This window comes from Paenibacillus sp. J22R67, assembly GCF_059692175.1.
On record NZ_JCAUAX010000002.1, the window covers coordinates 884,194 to 902,474 of the forward strand.

Sequence of the window (18,281 nt, forward strand, 5' to 3'; positions counted from 1 at the left end):
TTGTTAGGAATCCAGTTTTTTTACTGTTCCGAATCGTTTGGCGTTTCTAGCGCGCGCACGTTCGATTTCGATTTCTCGATCGCGCGGCTCTGCATGGGTGACGAGTGTATCCATCAATTGACGTGCAGCCAGCGCCACCTCGCTTACCGCTCGGTTGAAAGCTTCCTCATTGGCCTTGGAAGGTGCAGTGAAACCCGAAATCTTTCTAACAAATTGTAAAGAGGCCGCCTGAATCTCAGCATCTGTAGCAACTGGGTTGAAATTAAAAAGCGGCTTAATATTACGGCACATTCAAGCAGCTCCTTTGCATTTTTTTTTGAATTGTTGAACGTAAGCATATGTCATAAAAATAAAATAACATGAGTCGACCACTCTAACCAACTAATTTACGAAATAAAATTTAAAAGCATAAAAATATCGCAGTGCACAAATACTTTACCAATATAGTCTAATTATGAAAGAGGACAGCGATGTTTGTTGCATTTATCTTAAGCTTGATTCTATTCCTTGAGATCGTCTTCTTGATCTTCTCATGGCCTAGACTGCAGCAGCGGCTTCATGTCGTAGAGCTGACGGCAATCATTATGTTCGCCTCGGTCTTGCTGCAGCAGTCCATCTATATTATTGATATCAATTTGAATTTAAAAAATATATCCGAACATCCGATGGACGTTATTCTTATGAGAATCAGTCAAATTATTATTTTTCCGATGATAATAGCTTGGCATTTTTACTTCATGACAAATGCGAAGGGAATGCGGGGAAGTCGTCTACTAAGCATAATTATTTGGGCTCTCGTATTATCCTTTTTAACATTCCTATTTAAAAGCCTCGGTTGCTTGCATTATACGGGTTGGAAAGGACTATATAACGTTCTGCTCTACGCTGGAATTCTGATGCTGACTGAGCTGTTCGACAGGCTATTGCGGCTATATCCATTACGTAAGAATGGAGGTAGCGCATCATGATATTACTCCCACCCGAACCCTTTGATCGAAACGAATGGTTCATTATTGCCGCCTCGCTGGCATCCATGTTGGTTATGCTGCTTTTAAAACGGCGTTTTCCGTCGATCGTAATTTGGTATGTGTTCCTGTTCAACTTCTACCTTGGACTTGTGGTCGATTTGAGCATAGCCACGACGCCACTGGATTTGTATGATGTCAATGACTCTATCAAGTACGAATGGTTTGACGTCATTTTATACTTGTTCTGCTACCCACCTTCCGCCTATGTGATCATTTACTTCTATGATCGTTGGAATTTAAAAGGGATGAAATTCGTCTTGTATTTAATTGTCTGTGCCCTAATTACAACTGGCCTAGAGGGACTAGCCGTATGGGCTGAAGTGTTTCACTACAAAGGCTGGAGGCTGGTCTATTCCTTCCCTGTGTATATTGCCGTATACCTGATGAATATCGGCATGCTAAAGTTCATACGCAAGAATTTCGGTAGGTTTTAAAAAAACAAGCCCCTCATTTTCATCAAACTACGATGAGAATGAGAGGCTTGTTTCATATCCAGAAATAATAAAAACCCTTATATTTCAAGGGTTTCACTGCTATGGGCCCAGAGGGACTCGAACCCCCGACCAATCGGTTATGAGCCGACCGCTCTAACCAACTGAGCTATAGGCCCAAATAAAATTTGGTTGCGGGGGCAGGATTTGAACCTGCGGCCTTCGGGTTATGAGCCCGACGAGCTACCGAGCTGCTCCACCCCGCGTCATGTGTGCCGCTCAACAGCGACAAAAATAAATATACACTAAGCGCGAGTGGTAAGTCAAGCGTTAATTTTTAGATAAAATACTGGCAATTACGTATTGTAACGAACGCCGAAACGTCCCTTTTTCGACTTAAAAACTTCTACTTCTTGTGGACACTCATACCCGTAAATCCACCAGTCTTCTTCCATCCTTTTCGCCAGACAGCCCGCTTGAAACTTGGAATCATATAATTTCGCCCAATATATCCAGTTCATCGCAATCACTCCGTTTTAAATAAAATCGATAAACCTATCTTATCCAAAACAGGACATACTTATGAGTCCCTCCTTATGAACATCCTGACAGCACGATAAAAACAAATAAATCGCTTAGTAGTGCTTTATGCACCACCAAGCGATTTATTCAATAAACGATTATTGTTTGAATGATGTCAGGAATCGTTTAACCGTTTCTCCGTATTCGTTCGTAAAAGTCTCATATACTTTAACTTGAATCGGAAAATCCAGTTGACCGGATCTCGCACTTAAGTCAATCGTGTTCGTACCACTGTACAATCTGCCTTCGCCTGATAAGTCTTTCGTCGTTTTTCCAACGGGATTGCCCACTTTATCGAATAATTCGAAGGAAAGCTTGTTGTTATACTTATCCACAGTCACTTGTTTATCCGGTTGGATGTCCAGTTCCAGCTTCAACTTGTAATCATACGTCAAGGAAGCTTGATAAATCGCTGAGATACTCCAATCCTTAATATTGATCTCATAAGGATATACGTTTAGAACTTTGCTCGTTATATCGTTAGCCTGAACCGGTACTTTTGCTGTTGCGAGCAACGATTTGTACGTTGTCTCACCACTAGCTTGCTGGCTGTACAGGTTCATCTTCAAGCCCTCGCCTGTTTCTGAAGCAGGAAGCGCATAGGAATAGCTCACAACATAAGAAGCCTTAGGAACAACACTAAGCGCTGTTGCCTCTTGTCTTCTGCCTCCATAAGCATAACCGTCTTTACTTACGAGCTCGGTTTGAATCGCTGGAATAGGGACCGGACGGTCACTGTTATTCGTTAGTTTAAATTTGGCAACTGCCGTATTGAATCCATCGTCTTCATTGTTTGTGACGTGCAGCTCAACAAGCGATACATCGACATTGGATGGCACAAATTTATTCGTTGAATCCAGCTTGACCGGTGTTCCTAACGTGTAGGCTGGAGCTGGAATAACGCCTTGTGTCGCTGCTCCGATAGGCAGTAAAATGTTCGCACGCCCTACACGGTACGTATCTTCTTCCATTTTGCCATCGCCCTGCGAGGCGAAGAAACTCTCTGGCGTCACGACATTCAAACTCGTGAATTCTGCGTCCAAATCGGTTGGGATGACGACATGGATATATTTTTTCTCACCTGGATCAAGCACTACGGAAGCCTCCGCACGATTTCCAGAATATACCTTACTTTCTGTTTTGCCATCGATTCCGAAATTCGGAACCGTTTGACGTTCATTCGTTGGGTTCACTACTTGAATCTGCACAACCGTTGACACGCCTTTGGCCGAGATTTCCTTATGGATATCCACTGGGATGAAACCTACAGATGACCTCAGAGATGGCAGTGTGAAAGGCTCTCCCCACTTCAGAATTGCGGAGGACTTGGTGATCGTGCTGTCGCTACCATTCCACACAAGAGCCGCGTCAACCGGTACACTCAGCAGTGTTGTTTCTTTTTTTGGATACACTTCCAAATCAACATCTACAAAGCTAAGCGTGCTAAGTTCAGCATCATCACTACGTTCTACGTTCGTCAGATAACTAAGCTCTTGCTGCGTCTTCGGTAGAATAGACTTCGGATTTTTGGCACTTGGCTGCAGCGTATATTCAATACCATCCGCCATACGAACACGCAATTCAAAATCAGGTACACGCGTTATTTTATCCGTCGTATTTTTAATACGAACGACTGCTCCTAGCTTCGTTGTATCCGATTCATGCTCGTTGAGTATGCTTTTGATCTCCACTTCAACTTTATCTGTCAGTGAATAGCTGGTGTTCGTGCTCGTTTGAGCGAAAACTGCCGAGCTCACACCCTCCGCAGCCCATGCAGGAAAAGAAGCGGTAGTTAAAAGTGCAGCGGATAGTACAATGGTGGCCAGCGATCTCTTCATTTTCTTATTCACGTAGTTCTCCTCCTTGAGCTCGTGCTAGTTGCTCACTTTAATTTTATCTTGATCTTTTAGCTGGTGCTGTCCGGAAATCACTAGCATCTCGCCTTCCTTAACACCAGATAACACTTCTTGGTTCGTTTCATTTAAACGTCCAAGTTCAACCTTGCGTTTTTGAACCGTTTCACCGTTCACAATATAAACATAGCTGTCGCCGCCTTCGCGGACGATGCTAAGACTCGGGATAACCGGTACGATTTGTTCATCATCTTTGGTAAGCTCGACTTGAGCCTTGGAACCCGGTTTCAACTTGCCATCAGGATTCGGAACCTCTAACTCCAGATCATAAGCCTTGGATTGACCATTGATCACATCAGATAAATACGTTACTTTAGCGCTGGCTTTGTCCGTAACATCTGGTATGTAGAAAACTAATTCGCCTTTACCCCGAACAAGAGCCGCCGATGCTTCGGTCAGTTGGGATTTAATTTTAACCGGATTCGTCTGCTGTACTTCGCCTACACGGCCGCCTGGTGCTAAAGTTTCACCAACTGTCACGTTGAGATCCGTTAGCACACCTGATGCAGGCGCTTTAACATCGAGATTACTTAGTGTTCTATCAATGCTGCGCGCGCTAACCTGTGCTGACTCTAGGCTAGTTTCCACTTGTGCAAGTGAATTCGTTTCTTGCGCAGTTTTCAGCGATCTACGTGCGCTCTCCAGATCTTTCTTCATATTCGTTAACGCTGTTTCGGCCTGTTCTAGCTGTGTTTTCGTTGCTGTACCTAGATCGTATTCATTACGAGCCTTGTTATAGGCCTTCTCAAGATCGCTAACGGCTGTCTCTAATTTGGAAACCGCGTCTTTGGCATCTGCGATGCCATTGGCTGTCTTCTGTTTAGCTTCGACAAGCCCGGCCTGGGCTCCTTTTATGCTCACAGTGTTCAAGTCTTTTTGAATCAAAACATCGGTCGGATCCAAGCGGAACAGCACATCGCCTTTTTCAACTTTATCTCCACGTTTCTTAAGAATTTCAATAACTTCCCCACCTGACTTTGCTACCACATCCAATTGGACGGAAGAGACAACGTCTCCTACTTGCTCCACGGGATTACCAATCTTTTGTTTGGCAATTTTAGCCGTTTTCACGACCTTAACCCCTTGCTCGGCAGCGTTCGCCGGTGTTGCACTCGGACTTGCAGCAGGTGTTGCGGAACATCCTGCGATTATCGCCGCGCTAAGCGCGACGACACCGAATAACTTGGCACTTTGCTTAATCGTAAACAACTGACGTTTCATATTCAATTTCTCCTTTTCCCCAATTCAGCTTATTGAAGCGCAGATGGTGCTTGCTCCGATTGTATGGATGATTTCCCTTTTCTATTGAACCAACGGCGATCTTTCTTTTTAAATAAAAACTCATACATAATCGGTACAATAACAAGTGTTAACAACGTTGAAGTCGTAAGACCCCCAATAACAACGACCGCCAATCCTTTGGAGATAATGGTTCCTTTGGATAAGCCTAATCCCAGTGGCAAGAGAGCAATAATCGTTGCGCCTGCCGTCATAATGATTGGTCTTAAACGTGTAATTCCTGCCTCAATAAGTGCATCGCGAATGGAATAGTCTTGCTCCCTAAGCTGCTGTACACGGTCTACGAGTACAATTGCGTTCGTTACAACGATACCGATCAACATGAGGAACCCGATGAGTGAGGTAACATTGATGGATTCTCCCGTAATTAGGAGCCCTAGAAGTCCCCCAATTGCCGCAAGCGGAAGTGAGAAAAGAATAGCCAGAGGCGCTCGTGCGTTACCAAATGCGATTACCATGACGATGTAAACAATGAAGATGGATGCAAAGATCGCGATAAACATTTGCATAAAGCTTCTGTTAATATCATCGGAAACCCCTTTGACTTCACGAGAGACACCAGACGGCAGCTCCAACTTCGCCAATTCAGCCGTTATTTTTTGGCTCACGCCACCTTTATCCGTGCTTTCAATTTTGGCACTTACACTTACAATTTGTTCTTCATCTTCACGACTAATGCTGTTTGGTGCGTCAATTTGCTCAATACGAGAGACTTCATTTAACTGAATGGTTTGACCCGTTGGCGTTTTAATCAAAAATGTGCCTAGTTTATCAACGGAGTTTTTATAAATCGGATTGAGCATAACTTTGGTTGCATAGGTAACATTGTTAAACTTCAAATCTCCTAGCTTTTCTTCCGCAATCCAAGAGTTAACAACTTGCAAAATTTGTGCGGAAGATAGTCCATATAAACGCGCTTTATTTTGATCCACTGTAATCTCGACTTCGGTTTTGGAATCACTCAAACTATCTTTGATATCATTCAGTTCTGGAAATTCTTTCAGCTTATCTTTCACCATCTGTGCGGCTTGCTGGAGATACAGCTGGTCATCACCTTTGAGTGAGTAGGCAAAGTCAGCACCTGTTGATGTTGGAGGCCCACCGGTAAACAACTGGATGTTGACTTCCGAGCCAGGCGGCATCAATTTCAGCATGTCTTCTTTGTAGGTTTTGACAGCCTCTGTCGCATCCGTGTCTGCGGTTAGTTCAAAGAACATCATTGCTCTATACGCATACCTGTCGCTGCTTTGGTTATAACCAACTAGAGACTCTATATACTTGAAAGCAGGATTGCCTAATTTGTCTTTATGCTGCTTCAAATCTTTTTCGAGCTCTTTGGATTTTTCATTCATCATCTCAATGGATGTTTCGCGAGGCATTTTTATATCAATGGCACCTTGTTTTACAGCTTCACTGTTTGGCATGAAAGCCACCGCTAAATTCGGAACGGTAATCATAATAGAAAGAATAAGGGCAACTCCGGCTATCAAAAGCGTTTTAATGCGGTTATTCAGAGACCAGATGAGCGCTTTTTTATATTTCTCACCCATAGGCCCAACATGATGCTCATCGTGATTGGTAAGTTTTTTGGAATTAAGCACCATTAGCTTCGCCAACATTGGAATAACAGTTAAAGCAACAATTAAGGAAGATAGTAGGGCTACAACCAGCGTAATTGCAAAAGGACGGAAGACTTCGCCGACAACCCCGCTTACGAAGCCGATCGGACCAAATACACCAACTGTTGTAATGGTTGAAGAAGTAATCGCACTCGATACTTGTTTCGTTGCTAATCGAATAACGGATTCGTTACGCTGCTGTGCAACTTGCAGTTGACTATAAATATTTTCAATTACAACGATACTGTCGTCAACTACCCTACCAACGGCAATCGCCATACCGCCAAGCGTCATGATATTCAGTGAAATACCGAGTGGTCCCATGACTAACAACGTGACGAGAATGGATAGAGGAATGGAAACGAGTACGATGAGTGTCATGCGTATATTACGAAGGAACAGCAAGATCATAACAGATGCCAGAATTGCGCCTAAACCGCCTTCCTGCACCATTCCATGAATAGAATCTTTGATATCGTTGGCTGAATTATAAATTTTGTGGAATTTCACACCAGGCAGTGTCTGTGTCCATTCTGCCATTAACTTATCTGCACTGTCTGCAAATTCAACGGCATTCGCTGCTTTGGTTTTGTACAGAAGCACACCGATCGCTGGTTTATCGTCTAATCTGGCAATAAACTTGGATTCGCTAATGGCTTCAACTTTGGCAATTTGCTTAAGAAGTAGCGTATCGCCTGTTTTCGTAGTGATTTTTAAATTGTCTAAATTGTAGATGGTATCCATTTCGCCTTTCACACGAACCATCTGCTGATTACCATTGAAATCCACTGTTCCTGCTGGGCTAGATACCAATGCTGCCTTAATGGATCCAGAAACATCTGCCGGCGTTAAACCGTAATTGTTAATCGCTGGCGCATCCAACTTAATCGTGAGCACTGCGTCCTGGTTACCAACAGAGTCTACATGGTCGATCCCTTTAAGCCCATTTAAGCCTGGTAAAATTGTATCCTTGTACGCGTTATCTAGCTCTGCTTGGTTCATACTCTCGTCGCCGTACACGGCTAAGTAGTAAACCGGTTCGGAAGCGAATCCAGCTGTTAACACTTTCGGCTTCTCAGAGCCTTGTGGAAGCTTCACATTGGAGATAAGGCTCTCAACGTCTTTCTTCACGTCTTCAGGCTTCTTATCCTGATCCAGTTCCAAAATAATTTGTGAGTAATTATCCTGCGAGCTTGAGCTGAGCGTTTTTAGCCCGTCTAATCCTGCAACCGCCTTTTCGAGAGGCTTCGTAATCTCGTCTAGCACATCCTTCGGAGGCGCTACGTATGTAGTACTTACAATGACGACCGGAAAAGTAATATCTGGAAAACTTTCTACCTTGAGCGTCGTTGTGGAATACGTCCCACCTACGACCAACAGCAGCATGAGGATGAAAATTGCTGCTACATTTTTCATTGAAAACTCGGTTAACTTGATCATTCTCACTTCTCCCCTATCACCAGCTTTAATACTCTGATACGCTCACTAAACCATCATACTTGGAATTTCTTAACAAAACATAAAATAGTATTGGAAATTTTATGTTTTTTTCGATCTGGATTTATTATATATCGCGACTTGTATAAAAACAGGTGAGTGAAGTCATATTTCAGTCATATATTGGTCATATATAGGGCAATCCAATTATGACTTCTTATGACTGAACGCAAAAAAAGGGCTGCTCATCGGTTTTTACAGACCATTTGAGACAACCCTTTGAAGTATGTTTATTCTGTTGTAATAAACCAATCCGCTTTCTGAGAAGCAACCAATTTTCGTTGCCCTTGGAATTCGTCGTATACACTAAGTGTATATTTTTCTAGGAATTTTGTATTAAAAATAAGGCCTTCATCCGGGATCGAGATTTTGAAATTCTCTCTTTTCCCAAGTCGAATCTTCGTATCCTCATCCTCCGTGGAATCTCCATTGAAGACGTCAAAGTCTTTGAAATCGAATCTTTTCTCAAAACGTTTAATTCCGCCGCCATCCTCAAACACGAGCAATAAGTTATGGCCTTCGGTATTAATTTCGGTCAACTTCTCTTTCGTTAACTCGTAGTTGAATTTGAGTGTAAATACTTTATTCTCAATACTCGTCCCAATTTTATCAATGCTGATGGTGTAAGGGAATAAATCCACATCTTTAAGCGTAGTTGCCACTTTCGTATTCTCCGCTGGAAGTGAATAAGCAACTGGATTTACATAGGAATCAGCTACAGCCTTGTCGCCTTCCGACAGTTTACCTTCCGTAACGGCTTCACCAAGGAGCAAATTCATATTCTCAGTAGAAAAACCTTTTGGTACAGGTACCCAAACATTAAGCAGCGCTTTTCCTGATGGAGAAATTTTGTTCTTCACTTCCGCAACAGAAGCTGGGAATACCGTCCCGTCTGGTGACCTGAAATTCGCGACAAGCTTGGAAGCGTTCGTAAATCTTTTCTCTAGGTTCGTCACCTCGACTATAGCTGAATACATAATACTTGTTTTGTCCTCATAGGTCGATACGTTCCTAATCGCATATTTCGCTTTGCGCCCGACGTCTGTCGATGTGTAGGATTCGCCCAGTCCAATAGAAGGAACTGCTTGAAGCTCGGCTTGTGTCGAGAACTCCAGCACGTCAGTTGCTGTAGTGCTCGTAGTCTCTGTCCCCGTAGCCGGTGCCTCTCCCTCATTCTCTTGGAGTACAAGCTTCACTTGAGAAAATTCATACGTATACGGTAATTTGCCGGCAAGCTGCAAGTTAACACTTGTACCCGCACCAAGTCCAATCACTTTAGCTGTCTGAATAAGCTTCGCATCGATTTTGACCGCATCATCCAGCAGGAAATATCCAGACAACTTTGGAATTGGCAGCGACTCATCTCCCTTGTTGCTAAGAACCAAATCGGCTGTCAATAGATCTTGGTCCTCCCAGGGAAGACGATGAAGACCGCCTAGCTGAGCCGTGTAAACGCCAGACTTATTGGTGAAAGAATACTCTTTGCCAATGGATCCACCTTCTTGAGAACTTACTGTCGGAAGTTGAAAATTCGCTACCGCTACATTAAGTTTCAAATCCGCGATCGTGTCCGCAACAGCCAGCTGCCAAGCATCCGCGGTTACCGCTACTGGAATGGAACCGGAGAGCTGAATTTCTTTGCTCTCTTTTGGATTAATTTTCAAATCTTTCAGTCCTTTGGCTTCCAATGGATACAAGAGCCCATCCTGCGTCCTTATAGAGAATAAATAAGCTGGAATAGTAACAGCGTGACTACCTGCATTCTCTAGCGTCAAGTAAACCGTGGGAACATGATATTTCTCATTTTTGTTGCTGATGAACTTTTTAATAGATGCATGTACTTCAACACCGCCAACAGAAATGGTGCCAGTACCATCAGAAGGAATGACGTCTGTATAATTATCTGGTACTGCTACTTCTCCAAGCACCCGTTCGAAATTCGTTTGGCTAAAATCCCACTTGATGAATTGAACAACGAGGTCCTGCAGGTTCGTACTTGGGTTCACCGTCGCATAGAACGTTAAATCGGTTGTAGAACCGGGGGCTACCCGGTTCTTATCCTTGTCAGCTGGTAGCAATCGCGCAGAGTATTGATCGCCTGATTTGCTTTTCAACCTAGCCCAGTAATCAATAAATTGCAGTTCACTGCTGCCTTCATTATGAATGGAAATCGTAAAAGTCGCGATCTTTCCGCTTTGATCAGGTAAAACGTGAATTTGCTTTAATTCGAAATAGCTGTTATTCGTAATCGGCACCTTACCTATCGCCATTGTTATGGCGGTTGGAGTGCCATCTGCCCAAACAGGCGTCATGGCACCGAAGGCCATCGTAGCAGACAAAGCAATAGTAGCCGCATATTTATAACCGAACCTGATCTTCATGTTGTGTTTTGCCTCCTTCATTGATGTAACTGTCAGCATACATTTGTGCTATTTAACCAGCAGGCACAGCTTGCATAGTCATTGGTTTCGGCGGTTCACCTGGATTTTCCTTCATTTGCTTCAACATCGCGTCGCCTTGGGTTTGCCACTCTTTGAGCCCCTCACGAGCTGTCGTTTTTCCTTGTAAAACACTGTTAAACATTTGGTGCCCAATTTCTTGGACTTGATAAATGTTCGGCTTATCACGATAAATCTTCATGTTATTATCAGACGGCGCAGGAATGACATTGTAAAATGCTTCCATGTGGAAGTCCAAGCCGTCTTTGGGCTTCAAATACTTGGAGCGTGCAACTAAGTTATAAGAGCTGTATGATTTCAATTTAGCCCAGTCATCGCCATTCACGAATTTAATGAACTTCCAGGCATCTTCTGGATTCTGCGCTTTCGCGTTAATCCCCATTATACCATTCATATAAATGGAACCGCCAACTCCTTTAGCTTCAGGATGAGAAGGAATCGTTACAACATCCCAGTCAATTGGTGTAAACCCTTTGTAGCTAGCAGCGTTCTTATTCGCATTCGTAATTTGTTGAATTTGACCATAATTGATAATTCCCATCGCCAAGCGGTTCGACATGAAATCGTCATAGGCAAAGGGATTTTCTTGATCGAATTTGCGATTCATCCCCTTTTGTGGATCCATAAGCTCAGGGAAGACATTATCTTTTTGCAGCTGCGCCATTTTCGTCCATACTTTTTCCCATTGATCCGTGTCTACGGTCATCTTCTCTCCAGCATCATCAAACATTTTGAGTTGAAGGGGAGCCGTGTACATTTGCATACCATAGAACAAATCACCTTGAGCTTGCGTCGAGAATGAGAACCCATTCAAACGGTTTTCCCCTTCCCCTTTGGTAAGTCGTTTGGAAAGGTCAAAAATCTCATCCCACGTCATACCATCTTTCGGAAAATCAACCCCAGCATCCGTGAACATTTTCTTATTATAAATCAAAGCAGAGGACGAGAACGTTGGCGCAAGTGCATACAACTTGCCGCTGCCTGCATTTTTGATACCATCAATGACAGCAGGTACAATTCCAGTTGTATCGAATTTATCTTTGGTAATTAGCGGATCCAGTTGAGTCAGCATGTTGCTTTCAATAATGTCCGGTAACTGCTCATAACCGACCATCACAACATCCGGAGGATTATCGCCCTGCATAACCTCTTTCAGCTTCTCCATTGGATCTGGCATTTTCTCGCCAGGCTGTACGCCGCCGTACCGATACTTGTCATCCATCGTTGGAATCATTTCAATCTTAATATTCGGGTTAGCGAACTCAAAAATTTCCGTAAACTGTTGTCTGAAATACTCATCATCGCCGAAACCCATGGATGTAGCGATCTTGAGCACCCGTTCCTGTTGATCGTCAGCTTTCTCCCCCTTTGTACAAGCTGCTGCAAGGGGTACGACCATGGCCAGGGTCAAAGATGTAGCGACCATTTTACGTGTAATTGATTTCATTTCGATTTACCTCCGTCAGCATGTGAATTCTTTTCCTTGCCCCCATAAGCCGGTATGGCTTTCGGTGCTTTAATCATAATTTTCTCCCCATCAAACTCCATCGTTGCTTTACCTTCGATTTGCAAAGCATTCAGATAAGCTTTTGGTACTTGCAAGCGTCCTGCTCGGTCCAATACAACGAATTCTTCATGATCCTTATTCGCAAGCCCGCCTGCCATACCGGTAGTGCCAACAAGCGACGGGCTTCGCGCAATAAACTCTGAGCTAGTCATGCCATCCCTGATGGCAACGACTCGGCCCACTTTCCCAGCCATGGATAAATCATGGGTAACGATGACAATCGTAACACCCAATTCTTTATTCAGACGCTGAAAAATATTGAGTATCATATCCGCTGTTTTCGAATCTACGGACCCCGTAGGTTCATCGGCGAGCAGCAGCCTTGGACGGTTTGCAAGTGAAATGGCAATGGCTACACGCTGCTGTTCGCCTCCTGACAGCTCTTGTAGTTTATTGTTCAGCCGATGGCTAAGCCCAACCCATTCCAGCAATTGCTTGGCATAGGCGGGATCATACTTCCCGCTGAGCATCATCGGCATTTCTACATTTTCGAGCGCAGTCAAATAGGAAACGAGATTTCGGGCATTATTTTGCCAGATGAAGCCGACAGTATGCCTTTTGTATTCGACCAGCTGCTTATCTGTGATTTTCAACAAATCCCAATCGCCAACTTTCACTTGACCTGCAGAAGGACGATCTAGACCACCTAAGATGTTCAACAATGTAGACTTGCCGCTTCCGCTGTTCCCGATAATGGCCATGAGCTCACCAGCGTCAACTTGGATGTTCAAACCTTGCAAAGCGACAACTTCTACTTCGTCTGATTTATAAATTTTGACTAAGCCTTCACAAGTTATCATTCTATTTCTCCTCCCCGAGCTTCACAGCTTGATGAACTCGCAGCCTTCTAATGTGCAAGAACAGCAGTAAAGCTCCTGTTCCCATCATGAAAGCTACAACGAAATAGAGCTGATTGGTGTCTTTGGAATCGAAAACAACCCGAAATGGCGGCACCTGAGTCTTCACATTCTGAGAAGTTTGCAAGAAAGGCAAAAAGAAATAACTCGTCAGTTTACCTATCGCAATTCCTAACGCAATCGATAAACCTGCTGTAAAACCTTGCTCAAGCAGCAGCATGCCGGTCAATTGCTTGCGGGAAAGCCCCATCGCGCGAAGGACCCCAAACTGCACAACTCGGCTTGACAGATTAAAGAACCAGTACAACATATAGCCGATTAATGATACAAAGACAGATACGAGAAAGCCTAAGCTTAGAATTCCGAACACGCCACCTCTTGCCGGCAGTTTCTTCTGAACAATCAGCTCATTGCGAACATCCTTAACAGAAGCCAGTTCAATTCCCTTTTCTTGCAAGGCAGCTACAATCGGCGCCACTTTCGCGTCTGGTTTCATTTTCAACCAAACCTCATAAGGAACCATAGGCGCTTGATCATACACATAATCTAAATTTGTAATGAAAAATGGCGTCTGATCTGGATACTGACTTGGCCAGTAAGGAAGAATGCCCACAATAACGAATTCCACAGGCTGCTGGCTAATTGTGATCGAGAGCAGATCCCCAGCTTTCAGCGCATACTTGCTTGCATAATTAGAAGGAATAATAACGGCTTGCTCATAGCTGCCAAGCAAATTCAAATATTGATACGGAGGGGCTGGAAATAAATCAGGCCGAAACCATCCGACTTTAGCAAAATCGACATTATCAATGCCCATGACGAGCCCTTGGCCTGTCGACTTCCCGGAAACCACGACATTCCCTTTGGTTTGCAGAACTCTTGCCGCTGCCTGAACGCCCTCAAGCTCACGAAAAACTTGAAATGGCGGCTCCACGTAACGAATCTTCGATGGCGTTTCCTCTCCAGGATTTCCACCGCCCTGACCACCTTGGCCTCCTTGACCACCGTTGCCACCGGCTCCTCCGTTACCGGAACCACCGTTACCGCCATTATTACCTCCTGAGCCACCGCCTTGAGCGCCACCTGAATTTCCTCCTGCATTAGGATCCTTAGGCAGATCATCGGAAAAGCCTTCCCACACGGTTTGCAGCACCACATCAGTTCCATATTGGTAGAGTGTTCGCTCTGTGGAATTCAGATCAATCGTGCGTGCGGCCGAAGAATTGTATACCCCGAGTCCCAGTGTAAGAATCAACAATAGCATTAACGGATAGTAAGCTTTGGCTGAGCGGGAAAGCTGCACAAGCGTTAAGTAGAGAGGTACCGGTAGGAATCTCCGCCCAAGCCATCCAAAAAAACGCAGCAACCACGGAAAAATTCGTAAAAAGAATAATCCCAACGCGAAAATCGAGAGTGCAGGCACGAAAAACAATAGTGGATGTACTTGCAGTTGATCCGTTGTCAAGCCAGTCTGCACAGACAACACTTGCCGCTGATCAAACAAGTAAAAGCCATAGCCAACAACACCGAGCAGCACAATGTCGATAAACCAACGCTGCCAAAGTGGCGATCGATCAGATCGTGCAAGGAGCTGCTTGTAGTTCACGATCGAAGCTTTAGCGAAAAGAACGGCTGGAATGACGCTTGCCAGGATAGCGATGAGCACAGCAAGCCCGCCATACAGCAATGCTTCCTTGGTGAAGCTGACAGGAATTGATTTCCGGTCAACAAAGGTTAGGAACCCACTGGAAGAACCTATGCTCTTGGCCATGAACCAACCCATGAACGGTCCGACTATTAACGCTATGATTCCTAGTGATAAACCTTCCAGAAAATAAATCCCGATAATTTGCTTCGTACTGCCACCTCTGCTTCGCAAAGTGGCAATAACTCCCCGTTGCCGATCAAGCGATTGTCTGGCATTCATCACAATGTAATAGAAAACCATAGCAATCATAGGTGCCGCTAACGTGAAGAGTAAGATTTGCATCTGTAGGCTTTGCGCCTTAAATTCAGCAAGCATCGGTTTGAATGAAACATCAACCTTCGTATTTTTGAGTTTCTGGAACAGGTTAATGTCCAGCCTCTCCAGACGGTGATCTAATGGAGACAATTGACTTGTTTGAATATTCCGCAAGTCGAAAGCATAATACCAATTGGCCAGCTGTAGCGGAATTTTCTTCTCTGTTAGCAACGTCTTCATAAACACATCATCACTTACGATAAGTGAATTGAGCAGCCCCTCTAAACCTTGAAACCAATAGGCATCCGTTTCATTTTTGGGCTTGAAAGAGCCAACAATCTTCACCTTAAGCAGTTGGCTGCCTCCTGCGCCAGAGACCGAATAATTGAACACATCGCCGATATGCAAATCATTCCTGTACAAGGCTTCGTCCAAAACGACAGCTTCCAGAACACCGTTCTGCACTTGATCCGAAGCCATTTGGCCAATGGACCACTCAACGTGAGTATTTAGCTCGCTCCATGAGGTGAGCGCCATTTGACGCCTCTTGCTTGGATCTACTTTCGAAGTATCAACAGGCGTTATTTGAGCTGCTTTGATCGTGTAGCTTTTGGTAAACGTTTCAACGGGAAATCCAATTTCTTTGGGGATTTCTTCTCCTATGTACACATTGACGTCTTTCAGCTCGTCTAACCCTGCACGTTCTGTCCCTACCGCTTGATACCGCATGAGCACAGAGCCTGCTGGAAGTCCGCTGCTTTTCTCTTCAAGCGATTTGGCTACGACACGCTTCAGCGATCCGTCCGCATACATCGGTATGCTGGTGGTGAAAGCAACAGCCATAATTAAACCAAGTAATGTGCTGAGCGTCAGCCAACGGGTATTCCACATTTTCCGAAATAAAAACCGCAGCATGGGGATAGACATTAGCGACCCACTACTTTCTGTCCGGCGGTAAGGCCTTTTACAATCTCTACATCCGTTGACGTCTGTTGACCGATTTCCACATCAACTTCCTTCTTATTTCCCTGATTATCAACCACCTGCACATAATTCCGGCCAGAATAGGAACGAAGCGCCGCCAAAGGTATCGTTGTTGCATTTTCTTTCCTTTGTGTAATAATCGTCACACTAAGTGGCGTTCCCCGATTCAAACCTTTTGGAAACTCATCTAACTGAACGACTAAGTATTGATCAATTGAATCTTGTTGGCCGTCTTGCCCGCCACCTGGGAAATTGCCATTATTATTTCCTGTCGCTTGCGGATTCGGCAGCTGCTTAACTTTCCCTTTGTGCTGTCCAGCAGAGTTAATATCCACTTGGACATCCATGCCAATGGAAACTTTCTTCGCGTCGTCTGCGCTTATGCTTGCCGCCACTGTTAATTCATTCAAGTCTGCCAAAGTTGCAACGGACTCCTCTGATTTCACCGTGTCACCTTTCTTCGCTGTAACCGACACAATCGTTCCGCTAAACGGTGCGAGAAGCTTCGCTTTACTCACTTGTGTTTCTAGCTTCGTGAGTTCCTCCCGCTTCAGTTCAAAATCAATCTTCGCCTGCTCAATTTGTTCGGGCGTCATTTCGTCCGCTTTCCGCAGCGTTTCGATCATCGTCAGCTCATCTTTGCGGGTTTCAAGCTTTTTCCGCTTCAAATCGCTATCCATATCCGAAACATCCAGTTCAGCAACAGGCTGACCCTTCTCAACCGTATCGCCATTTTTCACCAGAATGGCACTAATCCGTTTGGAGGTCATATCTTCAGAGAAGAACAGTTTCTCTTCCTGCAGCGCCATGAGACGCCCGCTCCCTCTTACTTTCGACTCAAGTGTTTCTGTTTTCACCGTATATTCAGGCTTCTTGGAAAGCTTGGGCGGGTTAATGCTCGGAAGCGCCTCTTCCTCTTGTTCCTTCGGCAGCAGAGAGCAGCCGGAAGATAGTATAAGTGTTGAACATATAAGTAGTGCAGTTACGGGCTTTCTCCAGCTAGGAGACGAATTTCCCGTCCACCATTTCGTAAACATGATCGGCAACCTCCAAAATCGTAGGGTCATGGGTCGTCATACAAATCGTTACTTGCTCTGTTGCAATCATGCTCCGGAAAACAGACATGATCTGTGCACCCATCTGGGAATCCAGCTCAGCCGTCGGTTCGTCGGCCAAAATCAATGAAGGCCGGTGCGCAATTGCCTTGGCAATTGCAACACGCTGCTGCTCACCGCCAGACAGCTCGAAAGGACGATGGTACATTCGCTTCCCAAGCCCGACAAGTTCCAGACAATAAGCCACTCTTTCTTTCCACTCAGACCGAGGAACACCTGCCATGCGCAGTGCAAGCTCCACATTTTCCCAAGCTGATAACAGCGGCATTAAGGCATACGATTGAAAAATAAAGCCGATCTCTTTGCGACGAACTAATGTTCGTTCATTGTCGCTTCCTAAATGAAAAGCATGATCGAGGAACATAATTTCTCCTTCATTAGGCTGATCAAGCCCCCCAATTAAATTCAAAAGTGTTGTTTTACCTGAGCCTGAACGGCCTTTGAGCATAACAAGCTGAAGCGGTTTGAGTTCCATCTCAATACCTTTGAGTACCTCTAATCGCTCGCCACCAACTTGAAAGGAGCGATGCACACCCGTTACCGTTAAAAGCGGCGAATTATTATGTGCGTGCGAAGATGCTTGCATCTCGAAGAGGTACTCCTTCTCTTCTGTAGAAGTAGACTCAGCTGTGCTTTTTTTGCGAAACCAATTCGCCATATGGTACTTCTTCCTTTCATTTCCAAATCAGCCTGTATGATAAATTAGACGAATGACCGTTTCAAAAAGTTCCATGAAACTGAAAATTTCCTGAAAGTTTTTGAGCACGAACGTTCTCTTGTATGAATCTATTAAAATATACTATCTTTTGTAAAAAAATGTCATGCAACAAAATACCTATTTTATCCAAATTAGCTACTGCATCCCTTTCACTGTTATACGAAAACAAATCTCTAATACCAGGTCATAGTCCCATTGTAAGCATTTACTGCGATTCTGATAGTACTATCTTTACCTAGTACTACTCAC

At 44.4% G+C, this 18,281-nt stretch carries 13 protein-coding genes and 2 tRNA genes; 2 read left to right on the forward strand and 13 right to left on the reverse strand.

The genetic code is table 11. The annotated features are described in order from the left end of the window. Positions 1-3: 3 nt before the first annotated feature. Positions 4-291 (reverse strand): DUF2277 domain-containing protein, encoded by a 288-nt coding sequence (locus AC58VC_RS10305; RefSeq protein ID WP_497368681.1) that lies wholly within the window; start codon positions 289-291, stop codon positions 4-6. A 179-nt stretch (positions 292-470) separates the two neighbouring features. Here AC58VC_RS10305 and AC58VC_RS10310 point away from each other — a divergent pair, with 179 nt between their 5' ends. Beyond that, complete coding sequence (locus AC58VC_RS10310) at positions 471-968, forward strand: hypothetical protein (RefSeq protein WP_497368682.1); 498 nt, start codon at positions 471-473, stop codon at positions 966-968. Then, a complete protein-coding gene (locus AC58VC_RS10315) occupies positions 965-1,462 on the forward strand; it encodes a hypothetical protein (protein ID WP_497368683.1) in 498 nt (165 codons plus the stop codon). Before AC58VC_RS10310 ends, AC58VC_RS10315 begins: the two co-directional genes overlap by 4 nt. A 102-nt stretch (positions 1,463-1,564) precedes the next feature. Here AC58VC_RS10315 and AC58VC_RS10320 read toward each other — a convergent pair. The 12 genes from AC58VC_RS10320 to AC58VC_RS10375 form a co-directional block, all read right to left on the reverse strand. Further along, positions 1,565-1,638: transfer RNA gene (locus tag AC58VC_RS10320), tRNA-Ile, on the reverse strand. Positions 1,639-1,648: 10 nt separating this feature from the next. Further along, positions 1,649-1,725, reverse strand: a tRNA-Met gene (locus AC58VC_RS10325). A gap of 90 nt (positions 1,726-1,815) precedes the next feature. Next, positions 1,816-1,980, reverse strand: a complete 165-nt coding sequence (locus AC58VC_RS10330) for a hypothetical protein (protein WP_164484139.1) — start codon at positions 1,978-1,980, stop codon at positions 1,816-1,818. 159 nt (positions 1,981-2,139) lie between these two features. Further along, positions 2,140-3,891, reverse strand: coding sequence for a hypothetical protein (locus tag AC58VC_RS10335; RefSeq protein ID WP_497368684.1), 1,752 nt, complete (start codon positions 3,889-3,891; stop codon positions 2,140-2,142). Positions 3,892-3,915: 24 nt separating this feature from the next. Beyond that, on the reverse strand, positions 3,916-5,175 hold the full coding sequence (locus tag AC58VC_RS10340) for an efflux RND transporter periplasmic adaptor subunit (RefSeq protein ID WP_497368685.1): 1,260 nt from the start codon (positions 5,173-5,175) through the stop codon (positions 3,916-3,918). Positions 5,176-5,204: 29 nt separating this feature from the next. Continuing rightward, positions 5,205-8,312 carry an efflux RND transporter permease subunit gene (locus AC58VC_RS10345; RefSeq protein ID WP_497368686.1) on the reverse strand — a complete coding sequence of 1,036 codons (3,108 nt, stop codon included), beginning with the start codon at positions 8,310-8,312 and terminating at the stop codon, positions 5,205-5,207. 287 nt (positions 8,313-8,599) lie between these two features. Continuing rightward, positions 8,600-10,750, reverse strand: coding sequence for a hypothetical protein (locus tag AC58VC_RS10350; protein ID WP_497368687.1), 2,151 nt, complete (start codon positions 10,748-10,750; stop codon positions 8,600-8,602). A 52-nt stretch (positions 10,751-10,802) separates the two neighbouring features. Further along, positions 10,803-12,275 (reverse strand): ABC transporter substrate-binding protein, encoded by a 1,473-nt coding sequence (locus tag AC58VC_RS10355; protein WP_497368688.1) that lies wholly within the window; start codon positions 12,273-12,275, stop codon positions 10,803-10,805. Further along, on the reverse strand, positions 12,272-13,195 hold the full coding sequence (locus AC58VC_RS10360) for an ABC transporter ATP-binding protein (RefSeq protein WP_497368689.1): 924 nt from the start codon (positions 13,193-13,195) through the stop codon (positions 12,272-12,274). The genes AC58VC_RS10355 and AC58VC_RS10360 overlap by 4 nt, the downstream gene beginning before the upstream one ends. Position 13,196: 1 nt before the next feature. Beyond that, positions 13,197-16,142: an ABC transporter permease gene (locus AC58VC_RS10365; RefSeq protein WP_497368690.1), complete on the reverse strand. Its 2,946-nt coding sequence runs from the start codon at positions 16,140-16,142 to the stop codon at positions 13,197-13,199. Next, positions 16,142-17,236, reverse strand: a complete 1,095-nt coding sequence (locus tag AC58VC_RS10370) for an efflux RND transporter periplasmic adaptor subunit (RefSeq protein WP_497368691.1) — start codon at positions 17,234-17,236, stop codon at positions 16,142-16,144. The genes AC58VC_RS10365 and AC58VC_RS10370 overlap by 1 nt, the downstream gene beginning before the upstream one ends. Beyond that, positions 17,199-17,900 carry an ABC transporter ATP-binding protein gene (locus AC58VC_RS10375; protein WP_497369012.1) on the reverse strand — a complete coding sequence of 234 codons (702 nt, stop codon included), beginning with the start codon at positions 17,898-17,900 and terminating at the stop codon, positions 17,199-17,201. Before AC58VC_RS10375 ends, AC58VC_RS10370 begins: the two co-directional genes overlap by 38 nt. Positions 17,901-18,281: the final 381 nt, after the last annotated feature.

Coding starts and splice junctions, on each gene's coding strand:
- AC58VC_RS10375 (WP_497369012.1), bottom strand. CDS start 17,900: ATGCAAGCATCTTCGCACGCACATAATAATTCGCCGCTTTTAACGGTA.
- AC58VC_RS10310 (WP_497368682.1), top strand. CDS start 471: ATGTTTGTTGCATTTATCTTAAGCTTGATTCTATTCCTTGAGATCGTC.
- AC58VC_RS10345 (WP_497368686.1), bottom strand. CDS start 8,312: ATGATCAAGTTAACCGAGTTTTCAATGAAAAATGTAGCAGCAATTTTC.
- AC58VC_RS10370 (WP_497368691.1), bottom strand. CDS start 17,236: ATGTTTACGAAATGGTGGACGGGAAATTCGTCTCCTAGCTGGAGAAAG.
- AC58VC_RS10315 (WP_497368683.1), top strand. CDS start 965: ATGATATTACTCCCACCCGAACCCTTTGATCGAAACGAATGGTTCATT.
- AC58VC_RS10365 (WP_497368690.1), bottom strand. CDS start 16,142: ATGTCTATCCCCATGCTGCGGTTTTTATTTCGGAAAATGTGGAATACC.
- AC58VC_RS10355 (WP_497368688.1), bottom strand. CDS start 12,275: ATGAAATCAATTACACGTAAAATGGTCGCTACATCTTTGACCCTGGCC.
- AC58VC_RS10305 (WP_497368681.1), bottom strand. CDS start 291: ATGTGCCGTAATATTAAGCCGCTTTTTAATTTCAACCCAGTTGCTACA.
- AC58VC_RS10340 (WP_497368685.1), bottom strand. CDS start 5,175: ATGAAACGTCAGTTGTTTACGATTAAGCAAAGTGCCAAGTTATTCGGT.
- AC58VC_RS10360 (WP_497368689.1), bottom strand. CDS start 13,195: ATGATAACTTGTGAAGGCTTAGTCAAAATTTATAAATCAGACGAAGTA.
- AC58VC_RS10330 (WP_164484139.1), bottom strand. CDS start 1,980: ATGAACTGGATATATTGGGCGAAATTATATGATTCCAAGTTTCAAGCG.
- AC58VC_RS10350 (WP_497368687.1), bottom strand. CDS start 10,750: ATGAAGATCAGGTTCGGTTATAAATATGCGGCTACTATTGCTTTGTCT.